We start from the raw sequence: 12488 nt of genomic DNA, 5'->3' as shown, positions 1-12488 counted from the left end.
ACACCCCCCCCGGCGGGGGGGGGGCCCCCCCCCCCGGCCGGGCACGTCGACGGGGGTCAGCGCCGGCCCGGCGGGCACCAGCGCGAGCCACCCCGGGTCGACGGGCGTCACCTCGGCGCCGCCGTAGCCGAGGACGTCGGCGGCCCAGGGCCGGTCGAGCGCGAGGCGCTGCCCACGCCACAGCAGGTACTGCCGCCCGGCGGAGGACACCAGCACCGCGGCGTCGCCGGTCATCCGCCGGGCCGCCGGGGCGGGCGGCGCACCGATGTCGATCCGCACCGCCGCGTTCGGGCCCGCCGCGGCGGCCGGAACGCCCGGCGCGCACACCCGCCACACGCCGGTGTTGAGCTTCTTCGCCGCGGGCAGCAGGTCGGGGGCGTCGGGGGTGCCGATCGGGGCGCCGCGGGGCATGCTGGCCAGCCGCGAGCTGGCGACGCTCACCAGGTCGAGGGGGCCGTCATAGGCGAGCTGGGCCGAGGCGATGTTGCGCACCGGGCGCAGTTCGCCGCCGGCGAGCAGGAACCGGCTGCCGGTGGACTTGTCGATGATGAGTTTGCCGGGTTGGCGCCAGGCGGTGGAGCCGCCGGAGAACAGCAGCGCCCAGGCGGCGACGCCGAGGAGCATCCCGACGGCCAGCAGCGTCCCGCCGACGACGCCGCGGGTGTCGCGGCGGGTGGGCATTTCCAGCGCGTCCGGTTCGGCGCGGACGAGCGCGCTGGTCAGCCGGGTCAGCAGGTAGGCGTGGGCGTCGACCTGGTCGCGGCGGGACTGCACGGCTCAGCCGATCCGGGAGCGGACGAGGCCGATGCCGCCGAGCAGGCAGATGACCAGCGGAACGGCGAGGACCAGCGCGGTGACGTGCACCCAGTCGCCGACGCGGCCCCACCGCGGGGTGAGGCGCCGCCGGGGCAGCACGTGCGCGCCGACGGCCGCCGCGAGCGCCAGCAGCAGCGTCACCGCGAGCACCACGCCCGCGCCGGCGGTGCCGCCCGCGCGGGCGGCGAGGTCGAGCAGCAGGGCGAGGAGGCCGGCGAGGGCCGGCAGGCACAGGGCGATGCGGTGCCAGCCCGACGTCATCGGCCGCGCCGCGAGCGCGCCGGCGAGGGCGACGAGCACGACGAGGGTGGCGGGCAGCCAGCCGGGCGCGCCGGCGAGCCGGATGAGCGCGGCGGCGCAGGCCACGCCGGCGGCGCCGTGCAGGGCGGTCATGTACCGGTCGGCGGCGGCGGTGCGGGCGAGCACCACGGGGCCGGGTTCGGGGTCGATGTCGTCCTGCAGTTCGTCGGGTTCTACCGGCAGCCGCGGCAGGGCCATCCTGGCGAGCCTGAACGCCGTCAGGGGTACCAGCGGCCGGCCGGCGGCCAGCGCGACGGCGAGGATCGCGGCGGTGTGGGTCCAGCTCAGTCCGGCGAGCGCGACCAGCGCGGCGGCCGTGACCGCCCCCAGCGCCGCGGTGAGCACCGCGAGGCCGATCGGCAGGGCCAGGCGCCGCTCGGCCACCGCGGCCAGCAGCGGCAGCGCGACGACGACGCTCACCCCGGCGCCGACGGCGAGGCGCACCGGCCCGGACGGCGTGGCGCCGGCGGGCGCTGCGGTGAGGGTCAGCAGCACCGCCTCGACGGCGAACCCGACGGCGGCGGCGCCGAGCAGCCCGCCGACCAGGCGTTCGCGCAGGAACAGGCCGGCGGCGACCGCCGCGCCGAGCAGCAGCGGCGCACCGCCGGCGGCCAGCGGGACCCCGGACCCCCAGTCCTCGCCGCCGCCCGCGCCCGGAGGGCCGTCCAGGGCGCCGAGCAGCGGCATCGCGAGGCCGGCGAGCAGCAGCAGCGCCAGCACGACCATGGCGGCGGCGCGGTTCGTGCGGATGCGCCAGCGGCCGGAGCGGGCCCGCATGCCGGTGGCGACGCCGTCGATGAGGTCGTCGAAGTCCAGTGGGGGGATCTGGTCGGAGCGGGGGCGCAGGTGCACGGCGTCGCCGTCGAGCAGGTCGTGGTCGGCGACGCAGAGGTCCTCGTCCAACGGCGGTTCACCGAGGCGCTGCACGACCCAGCCGGAGTGTTCCAGGCCGCGGTCGGCGAGGTCCGGGCCGAGGCTGCGCAGCATCGCCGGCATCAGGTCGGCGAGGGGCACGTGGGTGGGCACGGACAGGTCGACGCGGCTCGTCGGTCCGACGACGAGGAGCCGGCACACCTCCGCCGTGCTGCTGCCTGCCATATCCCCCGCACGCACCGGCCCGACCGATCCGTTCAGGGCAGTGGCTCACATCACATTCGGGAGGCAAACCGGCGGACAGGGCGCAGGCGTGTAGGGGACATGTCCACCGTGCCGTTCCGCCGCCCCGCCCGCCGCACCGGTCCGGAGATGCCGCACGGGGACATCACCCTGCAGGAGCCGCCAACCGTCCCCGAGGTCACCTCCGGCGGCATGCGCACCCTGGTGATGGTGGTCCCGGGGCTGCTGATGTCCTGCGGGATGATGTTCTACTTCGTCGGCGGCGCGTCCGGCGGCGGCCCGGCCGGGATGATCATGATGGCGATGATGGGCGTGGGCATGGCCGGGATGGGCGCCGGGCAGATGCTCAGCCAGTCCGGCAACCGCCGCCAGAAGCTCGGCGGGGAGCGCCGCGACTACCTGCGTTACCTCTCCCAGACCCGCCGCCAGGTCCGCCGCTACGCGGAGAAGCAGCGTGACGCGCTGGCCTGGCGCCACCCCGACCCGGAGTCGCTGTGGTCACTCGCGCTGACGAGCCGGCTGTGGGAACGCCGCCCGACGCACCCGGACTTCGGGGAGGTCCGCATCGGCACCGGCGCGCAGCGCCTGGCCGTGCGGATCACCCCGCTGCAGTCCAGCCCGGTGGAGGACCTCGAACCCGTCTGCGCGAAGGCGCTGCGCCGGTTCACCCGCGCCTACACGACGATCCCGCACCAGCCCGTCGCCCTGTTCGTGCGCGGGTTCGCGCACATCCGCCTCGACGGGGATCGCGAACCCGCCCTGGCGCTGGCCCGCGCGCTGATCGCCCAGCTCGTCGCCTTCCACGCCCCCGACGAGCTGCAGATCGCCGTGTCCGCGACGGCGGCGCGCCGGCAGGCGTGGTCGTGGGTGAAGTGGCTGCCGCACGCCCAGCATCCCGCGGACACCGACGCCGCCGGGCCGGTACGCCTCGTCGGCGAGTCGCTGGAGGACGTCGAACGGCTTCTCGGGCGGGACTTCCGGGAACGGGCCCGGTTCGAGACCGGGGCGGCGCCCTCGCGCGCCGAGCCGTTCGTCGTCGTCGTCAACGACGGCGGGCGCATCCAACCCGGCTCCCGGTTCCTCGTCTCCGGTTACCGCAACGCCGTGCTCGTCGACTTCGACGGCCACGACGGCGGCAACCCGCGCCAGGCGCTGCGCCTGGACATCACCGCCGAGGAGGTGCACACCGTCGAACACGACCGGGTCGGCCGACAGGTGCGCACCCGCCTGGCCGCCCCCGACCGGCTCTCCGCGACCCGGGTCGCCGCACTCGCCCGGGTGCTCGCCCGCCACGGTGCCGGCGCGATCGGCGAGAAGGCCGGTGAGGGCCTCGTCGCCAACCTCGACCTGCCCGAACTGCTCGGCCTCGGTGACCTGGAACGTTTCGACCCGCGGCCCGGCTGGGCGGCGCGCACCGGCGCGCAGCGGCTGCGGGTGCCGATCGGGGTGGCCGCCGACGGTTCCCCCATCGACGTGGACATCAAGGAGTCCGCCGAGGACGGGATGGGCCCGCACGGCATGCTCATCGGCGCCACCGGCTCCGGCAAGAGCGAGCTGCTGCGCACCCTCGTGCTGGCGCTGGCGGTGACGCACTCGTCGGAGACGTTGAACTTCGTGCTCGTCGACTTCAAGGGCGGCGCGACGTTCGCCGGCCTCGACCGGCTCCCGCACGTCTCCGCGACGATCACGAACCTGGCCGACGAGGCCTCGCTCGTCGACCGGATGCGCGACGCGCTGCGCGGCGAACTGGTGCGCCGCCAGGAGCTGCTGCGTGCCGCCGGCGGGTTCAGCTCGGTGCGCGACTACGAGGCGGCCCGCACGCAGGGCGCGCCGCTCGCGCCGCTGCCGACACTGTTCGTCGTCGTCGACGAGTTCAGCGAGCTGATCGCCGCGCACACCGACTTCATCGAGCTGTTCGTGATGATCGGCCGGCTCGGTCGGTCCCTGGCCGTGCACCTGCTGCTGGCCTCGCAGCGCCTCGACGACGGCCGCATCCACCAGCTCGAAGGGCATCTGTCGTACCGGATCAGCCTGCGGACGTTCTCCGCGATGGAGTCACGCTCGGTGATCGGCGTGCCGGACGCCTACGAGCTGCCCGCCGCGCCCGGCAACGGCTACCTGCGTTCCGATGTCGCGACGATCACCCGGTTCAAGGCGGCGTACGTCTCCGGCCCCTACCGGCTGCGTTCGGCCCGGATTCGCCAGGAGGTCATCGCCGGCCAGGTCCTGCCGTACGACACCGCGCCGGCGCCGGTCGTCACGCCCGCCGGCTCCCCCGACGCCGACGCCGACGAGGTGGCGGCGCAGGCCGAGGCCGACGAGCGGGCCGCGGCGGCCACCACGGTCATGGAGGTGCTCGTCGGACGCCTCGTCGACCAGGGACCGCCGGCGCACCGGGTGTGGCTGCCGCCGCTGGACTCCCCGCCGCCCCTGGACCAGGTGCTGCCGCCGCTGCTGCCCGATCCCGAGCACGGGCTGCGCCCCGTCGGCGACGTCGGCGACCCGGACGGCGCCGGCGCCGGCGTGGGTTCGGGCGGTGACCGGCGGTGGCTGCGGACCCCCGTCGGCGTCATCGACAAGCCGTTCGAGCAGGTCCGGGACCTGCTCGTGCTCGACCTCGGCGGCGGCGGCGGGCATCTGGGTATCGCTGGCGGCCCGCAGAGCGGCAAGAGCACGCTGCTGCGTTCCGTCATCGCCGGCCTCGCGCTCACCCATTCGCCGCGCGAGGTGCAGTTCTTCTGCCTGGACTTCGGCGGCGGCTCGCTGGCGAGCATCGCCGACCTGCCGCACGTCGGCGGGGTCACCGGCCGCCACGACCCGGACCGGGTCGGGCGCACCGTCGCGGAGCTTCTCGGCATCCTGCGTGACCGGGAACGGCGCTTCGCCGAGCTCGGCGTGTCCGGCATGGCCGCCTACCGGGAGGCCATCGCCGCCGGGCGGGCGGCGCCCGACGAGTTCGGCGAGGTGTTCCTCGCCGTCGACGGCTGGTTCGTACTGCGCCAGGACTTCGAGGCCGTCGAGGAGGCCGCCCGCGAGATCGCCGGCCGCGGGCTGAACTACGGCGTGCACGTCATGCTCACCGCCGGGCGCTGGTCGGAGGTGCACCACTCGATGCGCGACAAGCTCGGCAGCCGCCTGGAGCTGCGTCTGGGCGACCCGGTCGAGTCCGGCATCGACCTGCGCGCCGCCGCCGCCGTGCCGAAACTGCCCGGCCGTGGTCTCACCGACGCGAAACTGCACTTCATGGCCGCGCTGCCGCGCATCGACGGCCGTTCCAGCGTCGACGACCTCGCCCACGGCACCCGCCACCTCGTCGACTCCGTCGTCGACTGCTGGCCCGGGCCGCGGGTGCGGGCGGTGCGCACCCTGCCGGCGGTGCTGCCCGTCGAGGACCTGCCCGTCCCACCCGAGAGCGGTGCGCTGCGCGTCGCCCTCGGCGTCGACGAGAGCCGCTTCGAACCGGTCTGGCATGACTTCTCCACCCAGGCCCATCTCACGCTGCTCGGCGACAACGAGAGCGGCAAGACGAACCTGCTGCGCCTCGTCGCCCGCGCGATCGTCGCCCGCCACACCCCCGCGCAGGCGAAGATCATGGCGGTGGACTACCGGCGCGGCCTGTTCGACGAGATCCCCGACGCCTACCGCCTCGGCTACTCCGTCTCCCCCGACAGCACGAAGGCCACCGCCCGCGACGCCGCCGGCGGCCTGACCCCACGCCTGCCCGGCCCCGACATCACCCCCGCCCGGCTGCGCCGGCGCGACTGGTGGACCGGCCCGCTGCTGTTCGTCCTCATCGACGACTACGACCTGCTCACCGGCCACGACAACCCGCTGGCACCGCTCGTGCCGCTGCTGCCCCAGGGCGGCGACATCGGCCTGCACGTCGTCGTCGCCCGCGCCGCCGCCGGCCTGATGCGCATGTCGATGGACCCGCTGCTACGCCGCCTGCAGGAACTCAACACCCCCGACGTGGCGCTGTCCTGCCCGCGCGGGGAGGGCCCGCTGCTCGGCGGGGTCAAACCCCGCGACCTGCCGCCCGGGCGCGCCCTGCTGTGCACGCGCCGCGGCAGCCAGCTCATCCAGACCGGCTACGTCACCCCCACCCAGCCCGACGACACCGAGCCCGACGACACCGACGACTCCACGGCCGGTCCCGCCGCCGGCGCCGCGCAGGCCTGAGTCGCCTGGTTGCGGACGGGACGGATGGACCCGCGGCCGACCCCCGCGCCGGCGTCGCGACACACTGACGGTATGGCCGACATCGATCCGACCGGGACGGTCTCCGGCGCTCTGGCGGACGAGCTGGCACCGGGTGTGCTGCGGGCGGCGGCGGCGCTGCCCTCGGGCGGGGCGCGCGGCGGTGACCTGACCCCGGTGGCCGGCTGGATCGGCGAACGGGTCGGCGCCCGGCGCGTCGTCCTGCGCCTCGCCGGCGCCGGAGAGGACACCGCGCCCGTCGAGTTCGCCGGGACGCCGCCCCAGCAGCTCCGCCGCGGCGCCGCGGCGCCCGAGCGGCCCGACACCGCGTGCGACGACGAGGTGTCGACGTTCCCGATCCACCACCACGGCACCGAGGTCGGCGCCCTCATCGTGACGTTGACACCGCCGGCCCACCCGGCCGTCGTGGGCCCCGCCCGGCCAGCAGACCCGCGCCCGGCGCTGGTCGACGCCGCCCGCGTGCTCGGCGTCGTCGTCGCCGGCGCCGCGGCGCAGCACCGGGCCCGCCGCGCGCGCCGCCGCGACCAGGACGCCCTCGCCCGCATCGCCGACACCCGCCAGCGGGCCGCGTCGATGATGGAAAGCGAACGGCACGCCCTCGAACGGGACCTGCACGACGGCGTGCAGCTGCACCTGGTGTCGTTGCAGCTCGCCGCCGCCGTCGTCGAGCACCGCCTGGACACCGCGACCGCCGACGAGCACACCCTCACCGACGCCCTGGCCGACCTCGGCTCCCGCCTGGACCGCACCCACCGCCTGCTCATCGACACCGCCGCCGGGATCATCCCCGGACCGCTGCGCGCCGCCGGCCTGGCCGCCGGCCTCACCGACGGCTTCTCCGACGCCGCCGACGTCACCCTGGACATCTCCCCCGCCGTGCGGACCCGGCGCTACCCGCCGATCATCGAGTCGACGGTGTACTTCACCTGTCTGGAGGCGGTGAACAACGCCCTCAAGCACGCCCCCGGCGCCCCCGTCACCGTCACCGTCCGCGACACCTACCAGGGCCTGTGGTTCGAGGTCGCCGACACCGGCCCCGGCCTGGACCCGACCAGCAAGCACGGCCTGCCCCGCCTGCGCGCCCGCCTCGCCGCCATCGGCGCCGCCCCCCAGGTCACCTCCGCCCCCAGCCAGGGCACCCGCATCACCGCCATCATCCCGATCTGACCACCGCGCACACAGGACACTGAACCGCGCGAAGTGCGCCGCAGCGCACTCATAGCGGCGCGGCCGTCCAACTCACGACCGTGCTCAGGACATCACCGGCGTCGGACATCACCGGCGTCGGACATCACCGGCGTCGGCGCCGTGGTTCGACGCAGTGCGCCGCGGCGCACAGAGTGCACTGAAAGCGCGCAGAGCCGAAGGGCGTCGACCGTCCCGGGCAGGCCAGGTCAGGGTCCGCCGCTGAGAACGTAGGGCGCATACAGGCCTTCGGAGGTGCGCAGGTAGACCATCATGGCGCAGGGAAGAGGCGGATGGGCCCACGCACGGGCCTGTTCCGAAAGCGGATGTGCGAAAAGAGCCTGCCCGAGACCACCGACCCCGGTGTGACCGACCTGCCGCACAGCGCCTTTCTCACGCACACCCGCTTCGGCCAACGTCACCGCCGTGCCTGACTCGTTGTAGTCCCGTTGGCAGTAGGTCACCCTGTCCGGCAGGCTCGACGGCCATGGCCACGCGTGGAACCTGACGCGGTACCAGCCGCCGAGAACCACCGCGGCGGCCAGCAGCACCACCAGGCCCGCGGCAGGAAGGCGGATCACCGGACGGCTTCGTGCCGGGCGTTCTCCCGTTCGGCCGTCAACAGGCGGGGCGCTGATCTGCTCAGTCACGAATGCCTTTTCTCCCGGCGACAGACGAATTCAGGCAGGAAACAACAATAGCCCGTCGCCCGCGCGTCTGTTGTCTCGTCCGGCGTCGTGGGATGAGCTGCCGGCGGCTCAGACGTCGTCACCGTCGCCGGAGGATGGGCGTTCCGGCAGCCACAGGTCGACGACGGCGACCTCGGCCAGCGAGAGCCGGACGCGCAGGCCGCCGCCGAGCGCGGCGAGGCGGCGCGCGTCGTCGAGGAGACTGGCCCGCAGCGGTTCGAGGGCGGCGGCGGGGTCGGCGACGCGCACGGCGAGGCGGCCGGCGGCGCGGGAGAAGTGGACGGTGACCTCCGCGTCGCCGCGTTCGGGCAGCGCGGTGAGCACGGCCGCCGCCGCGTGGTAGATCCCGGACTCGATCTCCCAGCCGACGCGGCGGCCGAAGTCCCCGCCACAGTGCACCCTGCGGGGATGGCCGGCGGCGAGTTCGCCGAGCGCGGCGGCCGTGCCGCGGCTGCGCAGGGTCGACGGGTGCACGGCGCGCACGACGGTGCGGAAGTACTCGATCAGCTCGTCGACGGCGATCCGCAGCTCGCGCAGCGCCGGTCCGGCCCGGTCGGGGTCGGCGCGTACGGTGTCGGCGAAGGCCTCCCGGCGCCGGGTGACCTCCGCCAGGCGGCGGGTGGTGCCGGTGAGCACCCAGGTGGCGAGGCGGCGCCGCTCGACGTCCAGGGCGGCGGCCAGTTCCTGCTCGATGCGGGCCGCGCGCTCGGCGAGCCCGTCCGCGCCCGACTCCTGTTCCCGCTCGGCTTCGTGGGCGAGCTCCGCGCGCAGCAGCAACGTCACACAGTCGGCGGTCGCGGCCAGCAGCGGTGCCGGCGGCTCGGTGGGCGGGGCGGCGCCCTCCCGGCTCGTGATCATCAAGGCGCCCAGCAACTGGCTGCCGTCGCGCAGTTGAACGCACGTGCCCGCCGCCGGATCGCCCGGCCGATCAGTGGGAGCGCCCCGATCACGGGTGGGAGCATCCGGATCACCCACGGGAACGCCCGGATCACCGGCGGGAACGCTTAGATCACCGGCGAGCAGGCGCGGCGTCTGGGCCGGGTCCGGCGCCGCGGTGGACGGCGTGGGACCGCCGGGCAGCCAGAGGACAGCCTGCCCGGTACCGGTGGCGCGGGACAGGTTGCGCAACAACGGCGCGAGCCGCCGGCCGAGGGGCGCGCCGGCGGGCAGCGCCGCGACCTGCTCGGCCAGGACGGTCCACGGCGGGACGGCGACCGGGAGTGGGGAGGTCGCGGGCGGGCCGGTCGCGGGCGGGCCGGCCGCGGGCGGCGTGGTCGTCAGCGGGGTGAAGGCCGGCAAGGTGCCAGCCGGCGGAACGGTCGCCGGCGGGGTGCTCGGCGGCGGCGCGGAGGGTGGGATGGTCATCGGCGGGTCACGGCCGGTCAGGCACCCGCGGGTCCGGGCCGGGCCGGGGAGGAGGCGTCCAGCTCGCGCTGGGCTTCGAGGTAGCGCAGCACCGCGAGGACCCGGCGGTGGTGCGCCGCGGAACTGGCGGGCAGGTCGAGCTTGGCGAAGATGCTGGCGATGTGCTTCTCCACGGACTTCGCCGACAGATACAGGGTGGCCGCGATGCCGCCGTTGGAACGGCCCTCCGCCATCAGCCGCAGCACCTCGGACTCCCGCGGGCTCAGCGACGCCAGCGGGCCGCCGGCGGCGACCGGGCGGTCGACGAGACGCCGCGCCAGCGCTGGTTCAATGACGATCTCACCGGCGTCGATGCGGTCCAGGGTGTCGGTGAGCACCTGCACGCCGGCGATCCGCTCCTTGAGCCGGTAGCCGATCCGTTCGGTGCCGATCTCCAGAAAACGCATGAGGTAAAGCGTCTCGGCGTAGTGCGAGAGCAGCAGCAGGCCGATCTCCGGGTAGCGCGACCGCACCCGCGCGGCGGTGCTAAGCCCGCCCTCGGGCCCCGGCGGCATCCGGATGTCGAGGACGACGACGTCCACCGGCTCGACGCTCAGCAGGTCCAGCAGCGCGTCACCGTCCGCCACGCAGCCCACGACCTGATGTCCCGCCGTGGACAGCAGCAGGACCAGCCCCTCGCGGAACAGGGCCGCGTCGTCGGCGAGCGCTACCCGCACGGAACCCGGCCGACCCGGCCGAGCCGGCAGCCGCGCCTTTCCACCCTGACGAGCATTCCTGGCACACAGCGATGTTTGCACCCGCCATCCCCGCCGCGAAAGTACTTTCCGTGTGCGTCCGCGCACCCCGATCAGGGCCCGGAGGGTCGGGCACCCACCAGCCGCAGGCGGCCCTGCGCCGTCACCGCGAGCAGGGTCGAGGCGGCCCGCGGCTCACCGGGGCCGCCTTGCGGCAGGTCAGCGCCACCGCTGCCGGCATCCGCCGGGCGACTGTCGACCGGCACGTCCGCCGGCTCGCCGCCCCGATGGCCTACGCCCGGCTCCTCGACGGGGGCTTCCGGCGGCGCGGGCACCCCGAAGTGTTCATCCGGCCGCCACCTGACGATCCCCTCGACCTCACCCGCGGGTTCCCCTCCGGCCACGTCGGGTGGGGTGGACGGCAGGATCCGCTGCGGCGCGGGAAGCACACAGCGGACCTGACGCGCCTGGGCCTTACCGGTGCCCGCGGGGAGCGTGACCCGCAGCCGCGTCCGCACCTGCCCGGGCAGCGCGTCGGCGAGCCAGCCCAGCGCGGTGAGCACCCCGTCAGGAAGCCCGGTCGACGGCAGTGGAACCCACAGGTCGAACCAGGCCGGGTCATGCGGTGCGTCATCGCCCTCGAGGAAACGGCCCGGAGCGTCACGGGCGGCGGCCCGCGCCGACGGGGAGCCGGCGTCGGCGGGCGGATCATGATCGTCAGCGGACGGGGAGAAGGTGTCGGCGGACCGGGCGAAGGAGTCGCTGACCGGGGATGACGGGTCGAGGACCAGTCCGCTCGGGACGATCCGCAGGCTCCAGCCGTCCGTGAGCTGGTAGCGGCCCCCGCCGAGGTCGGCGAGACCCTCCGCGGGCGAGCGCCAGTGCCGCGGCCACGGCGGCCCCGTCGGGGTGTACACCGTCCGCCAGGCCAGTGGCTGCCACCAGCCGCGGTCCGCGTCGAGGACCGTGACCACCGGCCGCCCGTCGGCTCCGGCGAACAGCAGTCCGTGTTGCGCCACCACCGAGACACCGAGCTGGGCGGCGAGCGCCGCGGGCAGATCGGCGCCGGTGCCATAGGGCGCCATGATCACGTCCGGGCGCCCAGCGGCGGCAAGGGCACGAAGCAGGCCGACGATGGCCTCGACTTCCGGAGGCGGCTCGCCGGGCGCGCCCGCAATGACGGTGATCGCGCCGTCCGGATCAGGCAGGGCGTGCAGCGCCGGCTCGCCGGGCGCCACTCTGGGCCCACCAGGCACCCGGGCCCACAGCCCGGCGGGCACGGCGAGGACATCCAGCTCGTCGGGATCGACCCCGACCGGCACCGGCACCGGCGTCGGGATGGCACCGCGCACCGGCCGCCGCCCCGCGCCGACCCGGCCGGCCTCCGCCGCTCGCATACCGCCTCCACCACACCGCCGACCCTGCCTGCACCCGCATCACGTCCCGAGGGGCGTCCGGAGTTCACCAGACCCCCGGAGGGCTCGGGTGCGGCGTGGCCAGGGCAGTGTCGGCGACGAAGAAAGTGCGGGCGCTACCGATGCGCTGGGCGGTTGATCCGGCCTGCATGGGTGTAGGGGATAATGTGCGCAGCGTGCTGGTTCTGGTGCTTATGGTCATCGAATCGGGGGATGGGGGATGGGGCGTGACAGGGATCGAAGTGGTGGTGGGGCTCCTGGCCGCGTGGGCGGTGCGCAAGGCCCACCGCGTCGGCGGCCAGGTTGACGCGGAGACAGACCGGATCGTCGACGCCGGCCTTGAGCGCGTCCACGACCTGGTCAGCCAGGCCTTGGGCGAGAACGATCCGGTGCTGACCCGGGTCACCGATGAGGCCGCGGATGCGGGCGAGCTCTCCCCGCGCACCCGGCAGCGTCTGGCAGCTGGCGTTGGAGGACGCCGCCGAGCACGACCCCACCTTCGCCGAAGCTCTCACCGAAGCCGTCGCCCAGGTCCGCGATGCCGCCGGCCAAGGCGGCGGACATTCCCTGACCGGAAACCTGTTCACCGGGAACACCGCGATTCAGCAGGGGGATCACAACCAGCAGACCAACAGCTTCGGCGCCTGACC

9 protein-coding genes are annotated in these 12488 nt (G+C 75.1%); 3 read left to right on the top strand and 6 right to left on the bottom strand.

Going from position 1 to position 12488, the window contains the following annotated elements; genetic code table 11:
* A partial coding sequence (gene eccB / locus MXD60_RS20830; protein WP_248821016.1) for a type VII secretion protein EccB occupies nt 1-774 on the bottom strand: 774 nt, incomplete at its 3' end.
* A 3-nt stretch (nt 775-777) separates the two neighbouring features.
* Nucleotides 778-2214 carry a type VII secretion integral membrane protein EccD gene (eccD, locus tag MXD60_RS20825; protein WP_248821015.1) on the bottom strand — a complete coding sequence of 479 codons (1437 nt, stop codon included), beginning with the start codon at nt 2212-2214 and terminating at the stop codon, nt 778-780.
* A gap of 99 nt (nt 2215-2313) precedes the next feature.
* Between eccD and eccCa the strand changes: the two genes are divergently transcribed.
* Together eccCa and MXD60_RS20815 are read left to right on the top strand one after the other, a co-directional pair.
* Nucleotides 2314-6411, top strand: coding sequence for a type VII secretion protein EccCa (gene eccCa, locus MXD60_RS20820; RefSeq protein ID WP_248821014.1), 4098 nt, complete (start codon nt 2314-2316; stop codon nt 6409-6411).
* 72 nt (nt 6412-6483) lie between these two features.
* Nucleotides 6484-7617 (top strand): sensor histidine kinase, encoded by a 1134-nt coding sequence (locus tag MXD60_RS20815; protein WP_248821013.1) that lies wholly within the window; start codon nt 6484-6486, stop codon nt 7615-7617.
* Nucleotides 7618-7844: 227 nt separating this feature from the next.
* On the opposite strand, the gene MXD60_RS20810 is transcribed toward MXD60_RS20815, so the two are convergent.
* The 4 genes from MXD60_RS20810 to MXD60_RS20795 form a co-directional block, all read right to left on the bottom strand.
* Entirely contained in the window at nt 7845-8285 is a 441-nt protein-coding gene (locus tag MXD60_RS20810; protein ID WP_248821012.1) for a hypothetical protein, read from the bottom strand.
* Nucleotides 8286-8393: 108 nt separating this feature from the next.
* Entirely contained in the window at nt 8394-9689 is a 1296-nt protein-coding gene (locus MXD60_RS20805) for a hypothetical protein (RefSeq protein WP_248821023.1), read from the bottom strand.
* Between the two features lie 17 nt (nt 9690-9706).
* Nucleotides 9707-10405, bottom strand: coding sequence for a response regulator transcription factor (locus MXD60_RS20800; RefSeq protein ID WP_248821011.1), 699 nt, complete (start codon nt 10403-10405; stop codon nt 9707-9709).
* A 131-nt stretch (nt 10406-10536) separates the two neighbouring features.
* Nucleotides 10537-11820 carry a hypothetical protein gene (locus MXD60_RS20795; protein WP_248821010.1) on the bottom strand — a complete coding sequence of 428 codons (1284 nt, stop codon included), beginning with the start codon at nt 11818-11820 and terminating at the stop codon, nt 10537-10539.
* Nucleotides 11821-12258: 438 nt separating this feature from the next.
* On the opposite strand from MXD60_RS20795, the gene MXD60_RS20790 reads away from it, so the two are divergent.
* Nucleotides 12259-12486, top strand: a complete 228-nt coding sequence (locus MXD60_RS20790) for a hypothetical protein (RefSeq protein ID WP_248821009.1) — start codon at nt 12259-12261, stop codon at nt 12484-12486.
* The last annotated feature ends 2 nt before the right edge of the window (nt 12487-12488 follow it).

This window comes from Frankia sp. AgB32 (assembly GCF_023243045.1).
In the GTDB taxonomy this organism is placed as follows: Bacteria; Actinomycetota; Actinomycetes; order Frankiales; family Frankiaceae; genus Frankia.
This window is presented reverse-complemented; position numbering and strand designations above follow the sequence as displayed.